Annotated in this window: 19 protein-coding genes; 13 read left to right on the top strand and 6 right to left on the bottom strand. The window is 68.6% G+C overall.

Annotation, left to right across the window (positions count from 1 at the left end; translation table 11 throughout):
• The first annotated feature begins 35 nt into the window (after positions 1–35).
• A complete protein-coding gene (locus ACLJRL_RS06220; RefSeq protein WP_410655009.1) occupies positions 36–1,499 on the top strand; it encodes a hypothetical protein in 1,464 nt (487 codons plus the stop codon).
• 10 nt (positions 1,500–1,509) lie between these two features.
• Here ACLJRL_RS06220 and ACLJRL_RS06215 read toward each other — a convergent pair whose 3' ends face one another.
• Both ACLJRL_RS06215 and ACLJRL_RS06210 read right to left on the bottom strand, forming a co-directional pair.
• The gene (locus ACLJRL_RS06215; protein ID WP_410655008.1) at positions 1,510–2,139 is read right to left on the bottom strand and encodes a hypothetical protein; all 630 of its coding nucleotides are present in this window, start codon (positions 2,137–2,139) and stop codon (positions 1,510–1,512) included.
• A complete protein-coding gene (locus ACLJRL_RS06210) occupies positions 2,136–2,468 on the bottom strand; it encodes a hypothetical protein (protein WP_410655007.1) in 333 nt (110 codons plus the stop codon). Before ACLJRL_RS06210 ends, ACLJRL_RS06215 begins: the two co-directional genes overlap by 4 nt.
• 363 nt (positions 2,469–2,831) lie before the next feature.
• Between ACLJRL_RS06210 and ACLJRL_RS06205 the strand changes: the two genes are divergently transcribed.
• The 11 genes from ACLJRL_RS06205 (at position 2,832) to ACLJRL_RS06155 (ending at position 13,022) form a co-directional block, all read left to right on the top strand.
• Positions 2,832–4,115 carry a helix-turn-helix domain-containing protein gene (locus ACLJRL_RS06205; protein ID WP_410655182.1) on the top strand — a complete coding sequence of 428 codons (1,284 nt, stop codon included), beginning with the start codon at positions 2,832–2,834 and terminating at the stop codon, positions 4,113–4,115.
• Positions 4,112–4,912: a hypothetical protein gene (locus ACLJRL_RS06200; RefSeq protein WP_410655006.1), complete on the top strand. Its 801-nt coding sequence runs from the start codon at positions 4,112–4,114 to the stop codon at positions 4,910–4,912. Before ACLJRL_RS06205 ends, ACLJRL_RS06200 begins: the two co-directional genes overlap by 4 nt.
• Positions 4,903–5,493 (top strand): dCTP deaminase, encoded by a 591-nt coding sequence (dcd, locus tag ACLJRL_RS06195; RefSeq protein ID WP_410655005.1) that lies wholly within the window; start codon positions 4,903–4,905, stop codon positions 5,491–5,493. Before ACLJRL_RS06200 ends, dcd begins: the two co-directional genes overlap by 10 nt.
• Positions 5,477–6,568, top strand: coding sequence for a thiamine-phosphate kinase (locus ACLJRL_RS06190; RefSeq protein WP_410655004.1), 1,092 nt, complete (start codon positions 5,477–5,479; stop codon positions 6,566–6,568). The genes dcd and ACLJRL_RS06190 overlap by 17 nt, the downstream gene beginning before the upstream one ends.
• A 114-nt stretch (positions 6,569–6,682) precedes the next feature.
• Positions 6,683–7,444 carry a 3-oxoacyl-ACP reductase FabG gene (gene fabG / locus ACLJRL_RS06185; RefSeq protein ID WP_410655003.1) on the top strand — a complete coding sequence of 254 codons (762 nt, stop codon included), beginning with the start codon at positions 6,683–6,685 and terminating at the stop codon, positions 7,442–7,444.
• A gap of 4 nt (positions 7,445–7,448) precedes the next feature.
• Positions 7,449–7,901, top strand: a complete 453-nt coding sequence (locus ACLJRL_RS06180; protein WP_410655002.1) for a MaoC family dehydratase — start codon at positions 7,449–7,451, stop codon at positions 7,899–7,901.
• 93 nt (positions 7,902–7,994) lie between these two features.
• Entirely contained in the window at positions 7,995–9,020 is a 1,026-nt protein-coding gene (locus tag ACLJRL_RS06175; protein WP_410655001.1) for a phosphotransferase family protein, read from the top strand.
• A 2-nt stretch (positions 9,021–9,022) separates the two neighbouring features.
• A complete protein-coding gene (locus ACLJRL_RS06170; RefSeq protein ID WP_410655000.1) occupies positions 9,023–10,246 on the top strand; it encodes an acyl-CoA dehydrogenase family protein in 1,224 nt (407 codons plus the stop codon).
• 11 nt (positions 10,247–10,257) lie between these two features.
• Positions 10,258–11,439, top strand: a complete 1,182-nt coding sequence (locus ACLJRL_RS06165) for an acyl-CoA dehydrogenase family protein (protein ID WP_410654999.1) — start codon at positions 10,258–10,260, stop codon at positions 11,437–11,439.
• Positions 11,436–12,551 carry an acyl-CoA dehydrogenase family protein gene (locus tag ACLJRL_RS06160; protein WP_410654998.1) on the top strand — a complete coding sequence of 372 codons (1,116 nt, stop codon included), beginning with the start codon at positions 11,436–11,438 and terminating at the stop codon, positions 12,549–12,551. The genes ACLJRL_RS06165 and ACLJRL_RS06160 overlap by 4 nt, the downstream gene beginning before the upstream one ends.
• A 78-nt stretch (positions 12,552–12,629) precedes the next feature.
• The gene (locus tag ACLJRL_RS06155; protein WP_410654997.1) at positions 12,630–13,022 is read left to right on the top strand and encodes a hypothetical protein; all 393 of its coding nucleotides are present in this window, start codon (positions 12,630–12,632) and stop codon (positions 13,020–13,022) included.
• Between the two features lie 4 nt (positions 13,023–13,026).
• On the opposite strand, the gene ACLJRL_RS06150 is transcribed toward ACLJRL_RS06155, so the two are convergent.
• The 3 genes from ACLJRL_RS06150 to ACLJRL_RS06140 form a co-directional block, all read right to left on the bottom strand.
• Positions 13,027–13,653: a TetR/AcrR family transcriptional regulator gene (locus ACLJRL_RS06150; RefSeq protein ID WP_410654996.1), complete on the bottom strand. Its 627-nt coding sequence runs from the start codon at positions 13,651–13,653 to the stop codon at positions 13,027–13,029.
• 65 nt (positions 13,654–13,718) lie between these two features.
• Positions 13,719–14,702 (bottom strand): phosphotriesterase, encoded by a 984-nt coding sequence (locus ACLJRL_RS06145; protein WP_410654995.1) that lies wholly within the window; start codon positions 14,700–14,702, stop codon positions 13,719–13,721.
• A gap of 6 nt (positions 14,703–14,708) precedes the next feature.
• Positions 14,709–16,364 carry an AMP-binding protein gene (locus ACLJRL_RS06140; protein ID WP_410654994.1) on the bottom strand — a complete coding sequence of 552 codons (1,656 nt, stop codon included), beginning with the start codon at positions 16,362–16,364 and terminating at the stop codon, positions 14,709–14,711.
• 133 nt (positions 16,365–16,497) lie between these two features.
• On the opposite strand from ACLJRL_RS06140, the gene ACLJRL_RS06135 reads away from it, so the two are divergent.
• Positions 16,498–17,325 carry an enoyl-CoA hydratase-related protein gene (locus ACLJRL_RS06135; protein WP_410654993.1) on the top strand — a complete coding sequence of 276 codons (828 nt, stop codon included), beginning with the start codon at positions 16,498–16,500 and terminating at the stop codon, positions 17,323–17,325.
• Between the two features lie 41 nt (positions 17,326–17,366).
• Here ACLJRL_RS06135 and ACLJRL_RS06130 read toward each other — a convergent pair whose 3' ends face one another.
• Positions 17,367–17,702, bottom strand: a complete 336-nt coding sequence (locus ACLJRL_RS06130; protein WP_410654992.1) for a hypothetical protein — start codon at positions 17,700–17,702, stop codon at positions 17,367–17,369.
• Between the last annotated feature and the right edge of the window lie 26 nt (positions 17,703–17,728).

The raw sequence follows: 17,728 nt of genomic DNA, 5'->3' as shown, positions 1-17,728 counted from the left end.
GACCAGTCCCCGGCCGACCACGTAGCCTCCACCGGGTGAGCCGGTTTCCTGGTCTTCTGGCCCTGTCCTCGCTTGTCATGGCCCTGCTCGTCACGGCCTTGTCGGCAGGTTGCTCGGCCGAGGACGCGCCACCTTCGTTCCCGCCCGATTTCGGCCTGCGGCCGGTGACCATGCCCTACGGCGACGGAATCGCCTACGCCCAAGAGGAGCCCAGCGCGCAACTGCTTTGCCAGGCCCTCGATCCCGCGCGCTGGCGTGACGTGCTCGGCGCACCGGTGAGCCGGAAGGTCCAGAACACCGTCTACCGCTCGGAGTGCCTGCTCGACAACGCCACCCTGGCGATGGAAGTGAGCACCGAACGCTTTCCCTTGGCGGAGATCGGTTCTCGCCCGGAGAGTGTGCACGGCCGCCCGGCACGTATCGGCGCGGACAGCGACAAGGCGATGCACGGGGCGGTCGAACTGCTGTCGGCCACGACGGTGGAGCCGGACAAGGGGACGAACCTGTACGTCCGGGCCGTGGCGAAGCAGGGCGCCGAGCCGGGACTGCCCGGCATGGTTCGCCGGACACTCGAAGCCCTGCTGCCCGTGATCCTCGACGACAAGCCGAAATCGCCTGGCTGGCCACTGAAATTCGCACACACCGAGCCGGTCGAAGGCGTCGCGCTGCTCGACCTCCCCGCTCCCGTGCAGGCCAGGGTGCTGTGTTCGGCTTTGTACGACGATGCCGGGATCGGGCCGCTCGCCTCCGAAGCCGACCTCGTCCAGTCGAATGGCTGTTCCGTGCTGAAGTCCGATGAAACGCGACAGGTGAGACTCGATACCGAGGACACACTTCGAGACAGCATGGGCGGTGAATTCACGATCGCCGGGCTTCCGGCACGCGTGAACGACGACGAGGCGCGCCTCATCCTGCGCGCGGTGCCGGGAGAACCGTCCGGCACCGTCCACGAGGTGCTCGTGCTCAAGCGGGCGGGACTGGGGGTGGCCGCGTTGCGCGTCTGGGCCGAAGCCATGGCGACGCGGTTACGGGTCGGCCCGGAGAGCCCGATTTCGCCGGGACCCGCCGGGGCCGAGCGACCGAAACAGCCCAAGGCCTTCGCCTGCGCTCCTTACTTCGAAATCGACCCGGCTCTGCTGCGGCCTGGACCGGTCGTTCCCTTCGAGGACGGGGAACTCGTGTTCGCGATGTCGTCGACCGGAAGGCTGGTGAACTGCAACACCAGCAGCCGCATGACCGGGACCGACGGCCCCTATCAGCTGCCACCCGGCGTCAAGCTCTCGCCTGCCGCGGCGCAGACCATCCCGTACCGACCGGGCCACCTCGGCTGGGGCCGGACCGCACCCGAGGTGGCCAAGGTCGAGGTCCTGCTGCCCGATGGCTCGATCGTCCAGGTCCAGGTGGCGAGTGGCGCGTACGCCTACTACGCCCCGAACACCGATTACAAGGCGGAGAAGACCTTGCGTGCCTACGACGCGGCGGGCAAGCAAATCGGTTGACCTGCGTTCCTCAGACGAGCCCCGGCCGGCGAAGGGTGCCACCGGCCTCCTCCGCGGCATATCGTCGCCCAGCGGACATCCCGGGCGTGACGACCGCGGGGCTTTCCTCCGCGTCCCGCCGCAGCCGCGCGTCGCAGACCGAGAGGTGCACCAGATCTGCACGCCGATGATGTCGGTACACATGGACATCGGCGGCGAAGCAGGCCGCGGCGAGCAAGGCGCGACGCTGTTCGATGCGCTCGTAGCCGACCCCCGCGGGGCAGAACACGGTGACATCGACTTCGTCGCCGTGCGCTTTGGTCCACAGGATCACCGGGAGCCTGCCGTCGAGAGTGCAGACCCGCGCCCGGGCGAACCCCGTGCGCAGCCGGTGCTGGACGACGATCGAGCGGAGCCGGCCGCGGAGGAAGTTCCGGGCCGCGCGCCAGTAGAACAGCCAGTTGACGACACCGAACAGCACCACCGCCGCCCAGACCGGACCGACGGCCTGGAACAGCGAGACCAGCGCGTACGGGAGGACCAGCAACGCGGCGATCTCGTACCGCCAGTGATAGAGGCCGATGATGGGGTTCGGCGTCCGGACGACCGTGACCTCTCTGGCCAGCTCCACGATCGCTTGGGGTTCCTGCCACTGGTTCATGGCCTTCCTCCTGTCCGTCCGGCGGGTTGCTCGGCGGCGGCGGCCACCGTGGGGGTGGATCGGACGACTCCGGTTCCGGTGCAGTCCGGGCAAAAGACGGCGTCGGACGGGCGGATCCCCGTGCCCAGGCACACTTCGCAGGCGTGCACGGTGTCCCAGCGGGGATCGCGGTAGACCCGGCGCCTGCTGTTCGGCACGCGCCTGACCTGCCGGCCGCGTGCGGTGGCAACGGCGTCGTCCTCGGTCGCGTTGAGCCAGTTGTCGAAATGGTCGAGCAGACGGTCGAACCGGCTACGTCGTTCAGCCGTGTAGGTCTCGTGGTGGGTCATGGGGTTCACCCCCGATGCGGCGGTGCGCGGACTCGGGTCGGCACACACGACGCCTACTCCGGCATTCGTGTGGCCCGCAGACGGCTGAAGCCGAGACGGATGCGCACAGTCACCTTCAGATGGCTTAACGCATCCGCGATCCGGCCGAGCCCGGGTCGTACCGGCCCCCGCCCTCAGGTGGGTCGCGTACGCCGGGACCTGGCAGAACGGAGCCCGGCACCGCCCCCGACACAGCGAGGCAAGGCGTTGACCGACGCGCCAGCGGAAGCCGATCCGATTGCTGTACTCTCCCCGTTGTGTGCACGTTCAGTCACCACCTTACATTGCCTACACAAGGTAGGTAAGCCCGTGTCTAGTGCCTACATCAAGCCTACATCGGCCGGGGACGGGCCGGTAAGCCCTGATGCGGAAACCGTTACCGCGTCGGGTGTCGGGAGTGAGCTGCGGCGTCTCCGCAAGGCCGCCGGAGAAACGCAGGCCCAGACCGCTCAGGTCGTCGGAGTCACCAGGGCGAACCTGACCCAGTGGGAGACCGGAAAATACCTGCCGTCGACGCATAACGCCCGGCAGCTCGACGATCACTTCCGCGCCGCGAACTCACTGTTCACGCTGGTGGAAACGGCCCGATCGCCTCAGGAACACGTCCCCGCCACCGCCGGTGACGCCGGAGTCGTCGACACGTCCCGGTCGCTGCTGCAGGTCTTCCACACCGTCGGGACGAGGCTGGCCGAGCACCTGATCCGCGACGAGGACGGCAGGCCGCTCGGCTGGCGGCACAACCTGCAGAAGACCTCCGGGCCGACCGCGCTCAGCACCGCCTACGGCATCAGCACGATGCTGGTGGTAGGCGAGCCCTACATCGACCTACATACGCTCGCCGAGGATCTCTACGCGCTGGGTTCGGACGAGGGCTGGCAAGGCCGGTCGGGCGGGAAACGGCCCGAGACCACCTCGGCGGCGGTGGACGCGCTCTTCCGGACGAGCACGATGTCCGCCGGCAAGGGATTGGACCTGCTCGAGCGGTCGCTCGACTCGTACAGCAGGACCCGCCCCTACCTGTTGTCCGCCGTGCTCCACACGGCGGTCCGGCTGCGACCGGACGCCCCGCTGACCGACAGCCTGATCGACGCCCTCCTGGCGGCCCGGCTCGACTTCGACGGCACATACCTGTGGCCGGAGAAGAACGAGGCCGGACTGGTCGCCCCGGAGGCCTCGGTGGCGCACACCGCCCGAGCCGTCGTCGCACTGAGGGACGTCCTGCGCAGCCGCGCTGATCGCAACGACGTCCGGGACGCCGCCGACGAAGCCACACAATGGCTCGTCGACCGGACGCACCCGGATGACGGCGTGGCCGAGGATCTCGAACGACCTCGCCCCGACGGAGACGGGACGACCCGGATCATCATCCGGCACTTCACCTCCGCCTGGGTCGTCCAAGCGCTGGCCGCCGCCCCCTTCCTGCCACTCCCCCGGCTTAACCGGGCGCTCGGAACCCTTTGGGAGCGCTACGAGGCCGACCAGGGGCTGTGGGCTTGGGGAAGCGGGGACCTACCCATCTGGCAGACGCTGGACGCCGTCACCGCCCTCCGCACGGCCGCATTCGCCGCGGCCGTTCCCCCGCTCAGCCCCCCAGGAACACTTCGATGACCGACAATCCGCCCTCGCCCGCCGATTCACCTGACGCGCACGCCTTTCTCAGTGGTGTCACGGAATCCCGGCCCGGCGACGGCCTCGCGGACCTGTCCTGGCTGCGCGCGATGGCGCACCGGGTCCAGGACGACCGCGAGACATTCCTTTCGTGGCTGGAGGAAATCCTCCGCGACGAGGAATCCGTCCGGGCCGCGGCCAAGCGCTCCTACTGGCACCCCAACGGCTTCGCCAAGATGGTCCTCCATTCCTCCGCCGATTTCCGGATCCGGCTCCACGTATGGCCGTCGTCCGAGAAACCGTCGCGCGGTGAGTCCAACCCGCACAGCCATCGCTGGGAATTCGCTTCGACCATCATCGCCGGTGAAGGCATGCACATGGTCGAGTACAACGAGACCGGCGAAGGCGGTAAGCCGCACGATCGGTACCGCTACGGCGCCGATCCGGCCGATCCCGCGGCCTTGCTCGCCGACGGGGAAGCCCGGCTCAAAGTGGTGAAGTCACCGCATGTCCGGCGCGGCGAGGTCTATTCGTGCGACACCGGCATCGTCCACACTGTCCGGCCGATCGACGCCGGGCTGACCGCGACGGTGGTGATCCAGGGGACGCATCGCACCCCGACCACCGTCGTCTACTGCGAGCCCGGCCAGACCGACGACCAGCCCAACGGTGACTTGACCGAGCACGATTTCCGGATGCTCGTCGGTGCCGTCGTGAGGGCCTTCGGGAACGCGTCCGTTGAAAACGCGTCCTTCGAAAACGCGTCTTTCGAAAACGGAGCGTCGTCATGTCGATAACGTGGCCCCGCCGGGGAGTGCTCACCGACCGGGCGATCAGGCGAGCTCACGGCACCGGGGAACTCACGATCAGCCCGTTCGACCCAGCCCTCGTCCGCCCCGCCGCGATCAGCCTGCGGCTCGGTCACGAGGCGTTCGAACTGGTCACCACGGGAACCGTCGACATCGCCGACCGGAGCACCTATCCGGAATTGCGGCCGAGGGAATTCGACGCCGAGGGCAGGCTGCGCGTCGAGCCGGGAGAAGTCGTTCTCGCGCCGACACTGGAAAAGATCGGCCTTTCGGAGAAACTCGTCGGCCTCGTCGACGGCACGAGCGATTACGCGCGTCTCGGGATCAGTGTGGTCCTGTGCGGTCAGGTCAGTCCCGGCTTCGGCAGGCAGGACGGCGCCGTCCTCACGTTGGAGATCGTGAACCATCTGCGGCACGCGGTACTCCTGCATCCCGGTACCCGGATCTGCAATCTGATGCTGTTCGCCAGTACCGGCAGCGATCAGCCCTACGGCGAAATGCCGCACAACTACTCCAGCGACCATTACGTCGCCCCGTCCCGATTGGCGGATCATGCCGGGCGTAACTGAAATCTCCCCCGTCGGGGACGACATCCGCCTCGGCGACCTCGGCGAGCACGCGATCCTCGAGCACATCCTGCGACCGAGGTACGGCGGAGTCCGGGGGTTCGGTGACGACTGCGCCGTCCTCGACGCCGACGATCTCCCCGGCGGCGAACTGGTCGCCACCACCGACAGCTGCCCGACTCCTCTGGTCACCATCCTGGGTGAAACGGATCCATATCACGCGGGCTGGCTGCTGGCGACGATCAACCTGTCGGATCTGGCGGCGGCCGGAGCCACGCCGCTCGGCCTGGTCGTCAACTACACCCTGCCGAAGGAGACCACGGCCGGGGAGTTCCGGCGGCTCCTCGACGGCGTGGACGACTGCACCCGCGCCCACGGGACGAAGGTCGTCGGCGGGGATCTGCGCGACGGCCCGGTCCGCCAGCTGACCGCGACCGCGATCGGCCGCTGCGTCCCGGATGCCAGGCTCGGGCGAACCGGCGCGTCCGAGGGCGATCGCCTGCTGCTGGTCGGTTCGCCCGGCTATCTCTGGGCGTACGCGCTGCTCGCCGGAGAACAGGCGAGTCTCCCGGATGACGCCGTCGCCGAGATCCGCGAGCGTGCCTGCCGTCCGATGGCGCAGGTGCTCGCCGGGAGGATGCTCGCGACCCGGTCCCTGGCCCGTGCCGCGATGGACGTCTCCGACGGCCTCTTCCCCACGGTGCGGACCCTCTGCGACGCCAACGGGCTCGGCGCGATGATCACCACGGACATCCGGCTGGACGACGCGCCCGCCGACGTCTGCGCGCAAGCCGGGCTCAGCCCGTTCGACCTCGCTCAGGCTTGGGGCGACTGGAACCTCCTCGTCGCCGCGCGGCCGGAAGACGTCGAGCTCATCAGGAAGAGCCTCGCCGCCGAGGGCGTCTCGGTTCACGAGATCGGCGGTCTGACCCCACGGGAAGGCGGGATCCAGCTGGCCGACGGCGACCTGATCGCGCCGTGGCAAGGGATCGCGCAAGAACGGTTCTCGGCCACTTCGTGGCACGGCGGCGAACTGCCCCGGCTGATCGACGAGGTCCTCGGCAGGCGGGCGAGCTGAACCGCGGGTCCGGCACGAATTCCCGAGTGAGATCCTGCGCGTTCCCTTCCAAAGCGACTGCTTAGTACGGCAGACTCGGCGGCACTTCACACTCAAAGACGAGGAGGTCCACCCGTGACCGACCACCCCTCCCGCGTAGCGATCGTCACCGGCGCAGGCCGTGGCATCGGCGCCGCCGTCGCCACGCGGCTCGCCTCCGACGGGTTCGCCGTCGGCCTGCTCGACCTCGACGAAGCGAGCGTCAAGCAGGGAGCCGAGGCGATCGTCGCCGAGGGCGGCAAGGCCGTCGGTGTCGCGCTCGACATCAACGACGCCGCGCAGGTCGAGGCCTCGGTGACCCGGGTCGCCGAAGAACTCGGCGCGCCGACCGTGCTGGTCAACAACGCCGGCATCACCCGCGACAACCTGCTGTTCAAGATGACCGAGCAGGACTGGGACTCGGTGCTGGGCGTGCACCTCAAGGGTTCGTTCCTGATGACGCGCGAGGTGCAGAAGTACCAGACGCAGGAGAAGTGGGGCCGCATCGTCAACCTGTCCAGCACCTCGGCGCTGGGCAACCGCGGGCAGGTCAACTACTCCGCGGCCAAGGCGGGCATGCAGGGCTTCACCAAGACCCTCGCGATCGAACTGGGCAAGTTCAACGTCACCGCGAACGCCATCGCCCCCGGCTTCATCGCCACCGACATGACCGCGGCGACCGCCGAGCGGATCGGCATGTCGTTCGAGGACTTCAAGGCGGCGGCCGCGGCGCAGATCCCGGTGCAGCGCGTCGGCACGCCCGACGACATCGCCAACCTCACGTCGTTCCTGGTGAGCGACGGCGCCGGATTCATCTCCGGCCAGGTCATCTACGTCGCCGGCGGACCGAAGGACTAAGGACATGCGCGAATTCGCCTCCCTCCAGGATTTCGAGAACGCGGTCGGTGAGCACTTCGGCTACAGCGAATGGCTGACGCTCACCCAGGAACGGGTGAATCTGTTCGCCGACGCGACCGACGACCACCAGTGGATCCACGTCGACGTCGAGAAGGCGGCCGAGGGCCCGTTCGGCGCGCCGATCGCCCACGGGTTCCTGACGCTGTCGCTCATCTCGGGCTTCGTCGGGAAGATCTACCGGGTCAACGGGCTGAAGATGGGCATCAACTACGGCCTCAACAAGGTCCGTTTCCCCCAGCCGGTCAAGGTCGGCGCGAAGATCCGGGCCGGCGCCGAACTGATCGAGGTCACCGACGTCGCCGGTGGCAAACAGGCCGTCGTCCGGTGGACGATCGAGATCGACGGCGAGGCCAAACCGGCCTGCGTCGCCGAGATGGTCGCCCGCCTCATCGCCTGAGCAGGTGACCTCCGGCACCCTGTGCCGGTGCACCACTGTACGACATACCGACTGGTCGGTACTGTACCCGGAAAGTCAGCTGCTGGAGGCGCCATGAACCAGACCGACCTGCCGGGCCTCGACCTGGCCAGGCTCAAGGCCCACCTGGACGAGCACCGGCCCGGGCTCGTCACCGGGGACCTGAGCGGCCAGGTCGTGGAAGGGGGCCGGTCGAACCTCACCTACATCGTGGGCGACGGCCGGACCCGCTGGGTGGTCCGGCGGCCGCCCCTGGGCCACGTCCTGCCCACCGCGCACGACATGGGCCGCGAGTTCCGGGTGATCTCCGGCCTGCACGGCACGGCCGTCCCGGTACCGGAAACGGTGCTGCTGTGCGACGACACCGACGTCCTCGGCGCACGGTTCTACGTGATGGAGTTCGTCGAAGGCACGCCCTACCGCACGGACAACGAGCTTGCCGCGCTCGGCCCCGCCCGGACGAGGGCGATCGCGGACGAGCTGGTCGACACGCTGGTCGAGCTGCACGCCGTCGACCCGGAATCGGTGGGGCTGGGCGACTTCGGCCGCCCGGAAGGCTTCCTCGAACGCCAGTTGCGGCGCTGGAAGAAGCAGCTCGACGGCAACCGCAGCCGCGACCTTCCCGGCGTCGACGAACTGCACGACCGGCTCGCCGCGACCGTGCCGGTTTCGGGCAAGCCGTCGATCGTCCACGGGGACTACCGGCTGGACAACGTGCTGGTGAACACCGACGACCGGATCACCGCGGTACTGGACTGGGAGATGTCCACCCTCGGCGACCCACTGACCGACCTCGCGCTGCTGGTGGCCTACGCCGAACGGGACAAGGTGTCGTTGCAGTTCGTGTCCAACGCCAGTTCCGCGCCGGGTTACCCACGCAACGACGAGGTCATCGCCCGGTACGCCGAGCGTTCCGGCCGCGACGTCTCCCGGCTCAACTGGTACGTGGGCTTCGCCTTCTTCAAGCTCGCGGTCATCTTGGAAGGCATCCACCTCCGCTACAGCAAGGGCCAGACCGTCGGCACCGGATTCGACGGTATCGGCGCGGGCGTCGTCCCACTTATCGCGCACGGCAACGAGACTCTCAAGGAAGAGGGATAGAGATGGACTTCGCCTTCGACGCGAAAACCGAAGAACTGCGCGGAAAACTCCTCGAGTTCATGGATTCGCACGTCTACCCCGCAGAGCCGGTCTTCGAGGCTCAGCTGGCCGAGCGCGACAGTGAATGGTCGCAGCCGCCGATCGTCGAAGAGCTGAAGGCCGAGGCCCGCAAACGCGGTCTGTGGAACTTCTTCCTCCCCGGCGACCACGGCGCGGGGCTGACGAACCTGCAGTACGCGCCGCTGGCCGAGATCACCGGCCGCAGCCTCCGGCTCGCCCCGACCGCGGTGAACTGCGCGGCCCCGGACACCGGGAACATGGAAGTCCTGACCATGTTCGGCACCGAGCAGCAGCAGAAGCAGTGGCTGCAGCCGTTGCTGGAGGGCGAGATCCGCTCCGCCTTCGCGATGACCGAGCCCGACGTCGCCTCGTCCGACGCCCGCAACATCGCCACCAGCATCCGGCGTGACGGCGACGAGTACGTCATCAACGGCCGCAAGTGGTACATCTCCGGCGCGATGAACCCGAACTGCAAGATCTTCATCGTGATGGGCAAGACGGATCCGGACGCCCCGCCGCACAAGCAGCAGAGCATGATCCTGGTCCCCCGCGACACCCCCGGCATGACCGTCAAACGCGGCATGCACGTGTTCGGCTACACCGACGGCGACCACGGCGGCCACGCCGAAGTGGTGTTCGAGGACGCCCGCGTGCCCGCGGAGAACCTCATCGCCGGCGAGGGCGACGGGTTCGCCATCGCGCAGGCCCGCCTCGGCCCCGGCCGGATCCACCACTGCATGCGCGCCATCGGGATGGCCGAACGCGCGCTGGAACTGATGTGCCGCCGCGCCTTGTCGCGGGAGACCTTCGGCAAGCCGATCGCCGAACAGGGCGTGGTGCAGGACTGGATCGCCGAGGCCCGAGTCAAGATCGAGCAGCAGCGCCTGCTGGTGCTCAAGACCGCGTGGCTGATGGACACCGTCGGCAACCAGGGCGCGCACACCGAGATCCAGGCGATCAAGATCTCCACGCCGATCACCGTCGAGTGGATCCTCGACAAGGCCGTGCAGGTGCACGGCGCGGGCGGGGTCAGCCAGGACTTCCCGGTCGCCGAGATGTGGGCGCAGGTGCGCACGCTGCGCCTCGCCGACGGCCCGGACGAGGTGCACAAGCGCTCGCTGGCGCACCGCGAACTGAAGAAGTACCGCACGGAGGCGTCACGGTGACATTCAAAAACATGACGACGCCAGAAGACCTCAAGAAGCGCGTGGCCGATCTACTGGCCGCGCATCCGCCGGAAAGCACGCCGCGCCAGGACTTCCTCGACGCGCGGTTCGACGCCGGGCTCGCGTGGATCCATTTCCCCGAGGGCCTCGGCGGAATCGGCGCCCCTCGTTCGCTCCAGTCCGTTGTGGACACCGAGCTCGCCGCCGCGGGCGCGCCGGAGAACGACAAGCGGCGGATCGGCATCGGCCTCGGCATGGCCGCGCCGACCATCCTCGCCTTCGGCACGCCGGAACAGCACCAGCGCTTCCTGCGTCCACTGTGGACCGAGCGGGAGGTGTGGTGCCAGCTGTTCAGTGAGCCGGGCGCCGGATCCGACCTCGCCGCGCTCGGCACCCGCGCGGTACGCGACGGCGACGACTGGGTCGTCACCGGCCAGAAGGTCTGGACGTCGGGCGCGCACAAGTCGCAGTGGGCCATCCTGGTCACCCGCACCGATCCAGACGTGCCGAAACACGCGGGCATGACGTACTTCCTGTGCGACATGACCGCTCCGGGCGTCGAAGTCCGGCCGCTGCGCCAGATCACCGGTGAGGCCGAGTTCAACGAGGTCTTCCTCAGCGAGGTCCGGATCCCCGACGCCCACCGCCTCGGCGCGGTCGGCGAGGGCTGGAAGGTCGCGCAGACCACGCTGATGAACGAGCGCGTCGCGATCGGCGGGGCCGGTTTCCCGCGCGACGGCGGCATGGTCGGCGTCGTCGCGGACACCTGGCGCGAGCGCCCCGAACTGCGCACCGCCGAACTGCACGACAGGCTGCTGAAACTGTGGGTGGAAGGCGAAAGCCTGCGCCTGGTGAGTGCCCGGCTGCGGCAGCAACTCGCCGTCGGCGCCCCGGGCCCGGAGGGTTCGGCGGTCAAGGTCGCGTTCTCGGAGCTGAACCAGGCCGCGTCGGGGCTGGAGATCGAACTGCTCGGCGACGACGGCCTGCGCTACGACGACTGGACGATGCGGCGTCCCGACGGGGTCGACTTCTTCGGCCGGGAAGCCGGCTACCGCTACCTGCGCGCCAAGGGGAACTCCATCGAGGGCGGCACCTCGGAGGTCCTGCGCAACATCATCGCCGAGCGGGTGCTGGGACTGCCGTCCGAGCCGCGCATCGACAAGGACGTCGCCTGGAAGGACCTGCCCCGATGAGCGACCTGTTGTACTCCGAGGTCGAAGAGGACCTTCGCGCCAGCGTCCGCGATCTGCTCACCGACCGCACCGAAGCGGCCGCGCTGATCACCAGGACGGAGACGGCCGAACCGTACGACCTCAAGCTGTGGCGCACGCTCGCCGCCGACCTCGGCACGGCGGGTCTCGCCGTGCCGGAGGCGCTGGGCGGGCACGGCGCTTCGGCGCGTGAAGTCGCCGTCGTGATGGAGGAACTCGGGCGCAGCGTCGCCCCGGTCCCCTACCTCGGCAGTGTGGTGCTGGCGACGTCGGCGCTGCTGGCGACGGACACTTCGCAACCGGAAGTGGTGGAAAAACTCGGGAAACTGGCCGCCGGCTCGCTCATCGGCGCGCTGGCGATCCCGCTGTCGACCGCACCCGGTGCCGCGTTCCCCACGACGGTCACCGCGGCCGCGGACGGGACGCTCAGCGGCCACGTCCGCAGCGTGGCCGACGCGTCGGTGGCCGAACTGATCGTCGTCCCGGCGGTGGGTCCTGACGGCCCCGGGCTCTACACGATCGACGCGGCTTCGGCCGGGGTGACGGTCTCCGAGGCCATCTCGCTGGACCTGACCCGGCGCATCGCCGACGTCACGCTGGAGAACGTGGCCGCGAAACGCGTCGCCGACGCCGCGACGGCACCGTCCGCCTTGGACACCGCGCTCGTGACGGCGGCGGGCCTGCTCGCGTCGGAACAGCTCGGGATCGCCGAATGGGCGCTGACCGAAACCGTGCGCTACCTCAAGGAGCGCTACCAGTTCGGGCGCCAGGTCGGTTCGTTCCAGTCGCTCAAACACCGGCTGGCGAACCTGTACACGGATCTGGCCAACGCCAGGGCGACCGCGCGGTACGCCGCCGACTGCCTGGCTTCCGGCGACGACATCCCGATCGCCGTCGCGGTGGCGCAGGCGCGCAACTCCCTCATCGCCGTCCACGCCACCGAAGAGGCGATCCAGTTGCACGGCGGGATCGGCATGACGTGGGAACACCCCGCGCATCTGTACCTGAAGCGCGCGAAGAGCGACGAGATCGCCTTCGGCACTCCTGGGCGGCATCGCGCGGCCCTCGCGCCGCTGATCAACCTTCCTGCCTGACTCGTTTCGGCGGGGTCCGGAAAGTGTCGGACCCCGCCGGTAGACCTGTTCGAACATCAGAGCGAACAGGGAGTCACCATGAAACTGCTCGTGGCCACCTCGGAGACCCAAGGTGCGCGGGAAAACGACTTCAACGACTGCGTCGAGGGCGAGCTGATCTGGATCGCCCCGAGCTGCAGCGACGGAGACCTCTCGGCCGATTCCGAATGCGGCTGCAGCCGGTCGTTCGGCGGACTGAACTCCCACTGCGGGACGACGACGGCGCGCGTGGCGGACCTGCCGGGATTCACCTACTCCGACTACGCCGAAGCCCTGCGGTCGAGCCTGGCCGCCCAGGGCTGGCCACCCGAAGCCGCCGAAGAGGTGGCGACAGGACTGCTGGCCTTCACCTCGGGGTGGGAGGTGGGAACGGTGCTCGAACGGCGGTGTTACTGGTTCGCCGAACGCCTCGTACCCGCACCACCCGGCTGAGCCTCTACTCGGGACGCAGCGCGGCCAGCAGGAGATCGGCGTAGTGGTCGCCGATCTGGCGGGCCGAGAGCGCGCCGCCGCGCCGGTACCAGGAACCGAGGTGATGCACGGAACCGAAGAAGAAGTCGACGATCACGTCGGCCGGTTTGTCACCGCGGAACTCGCCCGATTCCTGGCCTTCCTCGATCAGCGTGCGGAACCGCTCGTGGTACTTGCGGCGTTCCGCGCGGACGGCCTTCTGCTTCTCCACGCTGAGCTGGTGCATGGACTGCATGAAGATCGTGTTGTCGTCGAGGTTGTCGATGGTGCTGACGACGACGTCCGAGGCGGCCGAGCGCAGCCGCTCCCGCAGCGGCGCCTCGCTCGAAGCCACCTTCTCCAGCTGTTCGGTCTGCGCACGCAGCACCCGGGCGTAGATCTCGTAGAGGAGGTCGTCCTTGGAGCCGAAGTAGTGGTACATCGCCCCCTTGGTGACCCCGGCCGCCTCGACGATCTCCTGCACGGAGGTGCGGTCGAAACCCTTCTTCGCGAAGAGCTTCGTGGCGTGCGACAGCAGACGGCGGGGCACGGCGGCCTGGTCGTCGCCGCTCGCCTCGGCCGTACCCGCCTTACGGGTGGTCGCTCGTGTCATGGCCGGCTCCTTCTCGTGCGGACGCTCAGCATACCGGCCGGTTTGTCGACGTCAGGGGAATGGGACTAATAGCCGCCGATGTGCTCGAAGAACCGGCGGGGGTTGTCGACCAGCATCGTCGTTATGTCGGATTCGGGCACCCCGCGCTCCCGCAGGGCGGGCAGCACGTCCCGGGTGATGTGGAGGAAATGCCAGTTGGGTGCCACGGCGGCCATCTTGTCCCGCTCGAACCAGTCGATGAAACAGGAGGCGTCATGTGAGAGGACCATGCTTCCCGCGTAACCGCGCTCGCACATCGCCGCGACCGAGGCGACGCGCTCTTCGAACGACAACAACGGGTCGAGCCCGAAGCGGTCCATCCCCAGCAGCGACCCCTTGTCGGCGATCTCGGTCAGGTAGGCGAGGTCGGTGCTGTCCCCGCTGTGCCCGATGAGGACCCGGCTCAGGTCGACGCCTTCGGTCTCGAAGATCGCCTGTTGTTCGAGCCCGCGCCTGGTCGGCGCGTGGGTGTGGGTCATGATCGGTGTGCCGGTCTCACGGTGCGCCCTGGCGACCGCGCGCAGCACTCGTTCGACGCCCGGGGTGACGCCCGGTTCGTCGGTCGCGCACTTCAGCAGGCCCGCCTTGACCCCGGTACCGGCGATCCCGTCGACGATGTCGCCGGTGAACAGGCCGATCAACGGGTCCTCGCCGTCGTCGAAGATGAGGCCGGGTCCGCGGTGATGAAGGTAATGCGGGACGTCATTGTAGGTGTAGAGCCCGGTGGCGACGACGATGCGGAGATCGGTCGAGGCCGCCACCTTCTGGACACGCGGGATGTAGCGGCCGAGCCCGATCACGGTCGGGTCGACGATCGTGTCGATCCCGGCGGCCTTCAGTTCGTTCAGCCGCCGGATCGCCTCGGCGACGTGCTCGTCTTCGCGGAAGCCGTCGTGCTCGGGATGGTTCGCCATGAACTCCGGGCTGAGCACGAACAGGTGCTCGTGCATGAGCACCCGGCCCAGTTCGGCGGTGTCGACGGCCCCGCGGACGGTCTCGATCCTGGTCATCGGCGATCAGCCCCTGGCTCGGAGTTCACGGCGGAGGATCTTGCCGCTCACCGTCTTCGGCAGTTCGTCGAGCACCTCGACCACCCGCGGGTACTTGTACGCGGCGAGGCGTTCCTTGCAGAAGGCGACGAGGTCCTGCGGGTCGGGCGTGCTGCCCGGCGCCGGGCTGATGTAGGCCTTCACGGTCTCGCCACGATAGTCGTCCGCGACGCCGACGACGGCCGCTTCGCGTACCGCCGGATGCGTGTAGAGGACGTCTTCGACCTCGCGCGGCCACATCTTGAAGCCGGAAGCGTTGATCATGTCCTTCTTGCGGTCGACGACGTAGACCCAGCCACGCGGGTCCATGAAGCCGATGTCGCCGGTGAGGAGCCTGCCGCCGGGTAGCGCCGCTTCAGTCGCTTCGGGCCGCTTCCAGTAGCCGGGGATCACCATCGGACCTTCGACGGCGATCTCGCCCGCCTGCCCGAAAGGCAGTTCCTCGCCGTCCTCGCCGAGGATGCGCACGACCGTGCCGGGCACGGGCAGGCCGATCGAGATCGTGCCGGATTCTTCGTCGATGGGCGCTTCGAGACTGCCCGGCACGACGATGCAGCCCGCGGTCGTCTCGGTGAGCCCGTAGCCGTTGTGGATGTAGTGACCGAACCGCTCGCGGAACACGTCCACGACGGCGGGCGGCAGCGCGGCTCCGCCCGAGTACAGCAACTGGAACGACTCGAAGTGCTCGCGGCGGACGTCGGGCTGGGCCATCAGCGCCATATAGGCCGTCGACGGGCCGACCGTGTACGCGGGCTTGTGCTCCAGGAAGGCGTCGAGCACGACGCCGGGTTCGAACCGGTACGCGAGCGCCAGTGTGCCGCCGATGTCGATGGCGGAGGCGATTTCGCAGACCATGCCGGTGATGTGGAACAGCGGCGCCAGGCCGAACAGGGTGGAGCCTTCGCCGAGGCCGCTGAAAGTGCTGAGCACGGCCGCGTTCACGCCGAGGTTGCCGTGGGTGTTCATCGCACCCTTCGGCGTTCCGCTGGTGCCCGAGGTGTAGCTGATCAGCGCGACGTCGTCCGGCCCGAGGCCGAGGTCCGGTGGAGGTCCGCCCGCCGCGGCCCGGGCGACCTTGAGCAGATCGGCGGCGCCAGGGGTCGGTTCCCGCACCGTCTTGACGAAGACGCGCGGATCGTCGCGGGTCTGCAGGTCGAGTTCGCTGGTGGTCAGCGCGATCGTCACGCCGCTGCCGGGGACCAGCGGGGCGATACGGCGGTTCCATCCGCTCTGGGAGCACACGACAGCGCGTACGCCGGCGTCGTCGAAGACGTGCTGAAGTTCCCGTTCGCGGTACATCGGGTTGACCGGGACGACGATCCCGCCCGCCTTCCACGCGCCGAGCAACGCCAGCACGAACTGCGGGATGTTCTGCAGGATCAGGGCGAGCCGGTCGCCGGGGGCGAAACCGGACGCGATCAGGTGCCGCGCGATGCCGTCGGAGAGCTCGTCGACCTCGCGGTAGCTCATCCGGCCGTCGAAGTAGGCGATCGCGGTGGCATGCGGAGAGCGCAGGACCGTCCGCCGGAAGGCCGACGGGAGCGTGGTCATCTCCGGCACTTCCGCGGCCTTCATCCGGTCGTCGTAAGCGGCCAGCCACGGCTTCGCATCGTAGGGGCTCATGCAGGGGTCCTCCTCGACAACGCCACACCGACCAGTCGGTACGACCGACCGTAGAAGCCGGGCGGCGGGCACGTCAAGGTCTCGACGAGGCCTAAGCGAACGCTTAGTATGACTACGAGGCAAGGAGGCCGACGTGACCGATCAGCTCTCACCGTCCGATTTGGACACTGTGCGCTACGCCGCCGACGGTACCGTCGCGACGATCACCTTCGACAAACCCGAGCGTGGCAACGCGATGGACCAGGCGATGCAGGTCCGCTACGGCGAACTGCTGGGCAAGGCGTCCGCCGACCCGGGAGTGCGCGCCGTCGTCGTCACCGGCAGCGGGCGTTCGTTCTGCCCCGGCGCGGATCTGGGACTGCTGGAGGGAATTTCGTCGAGCGGCGCGGCCGTGCCGGAACAGGAGGGGCCGGAGCACGAGGGCTTCCGCAACGTCCTCGCCGCCGCGTATGCCGATATTCCCGTCGTCGCGGCGATCAACGGCGGCTGCGCCGGCCTCGGCTTCGTGATCGCCTGCGCCGCCGACGTCCGGTTCGCCGCCGCGGGCGCCAAATTCACCACCGCGTTCGCACGGCGCGGTCTCATCGCCGAATACGGCGTCGCGAAACTGCTGCCGGAACTCGTCGGCCGCGGCCGGGCGCTCGACCTGCTGCTGTCCGGCCGGACCTTCACCGCCGAACAGGCGCACGAGTACGGTCTGGTGCAGGAAATCGTTCCGGCGGAAGAACTCTCGCTGCGGGCGCACGCGTATGCCACCGAACTCGCCACCTACAGCGCACCCCGCTCGATGGCGCTGATGAAACGCCAGATCACGCGAGAAGCTGGTCTGTCACTGGAGGAATCCGCCCGCGAAGCCACCGCGCTGATGCTCGATTCCTTCACCCGCCCGGAACTTCCCGAAGGACTGGCCAGCTGGAACGAACGCCGTCCGCCGAATTTCCCGCCCTACCAAGGAGACTAGGCCGCCCCGGGTTTATGAACCTGGGGCGGCCTCGCCCTGGATCAGACCGTTTCGCGCGTGGTCACCGCGGCCTTCTCTGCGGCCAGTGCGGTGCAGGTGCGCACCCACAACTCCCAGCCCGCCAACGCCTGGTTGCAGTTCCAGCCGGTCCAGCGCATCGCCTGCGCGCCTTCGTTACCGGCACGGTTGCAGGCGGTTTTGCTGCTCCAGCCCTGACTCTGCTTGCGGTACGGCGTGCACGAAGCCGCCGCGACATCACCCGACGCGCCGACCGCGCACGGCTCGGCGGTGCTCGCCATCGCCGAGCCCGCGGTGAGCATCGATCCCGCGACGGCCGCGGAAAGCACGAACCCGCGGACCACAAAGCGTTTGCTCATTGAGTTTCCTCACTGCGGACAAGACC

Origin of the sequence: Amycolatopsis sp. lyj-112, assembly GCF_046549055.1 — a bacterium.
GTDB lineage: Bacteria > Actinomycetota > Actinomycetes > Mycobacteriales > Pseudonocardiaceae > Amycolatopsis.
Note: the sequence above shows the minus strand (reverse complement) of the source record. Positions and strands in the feature narration are given on the sequence as shown.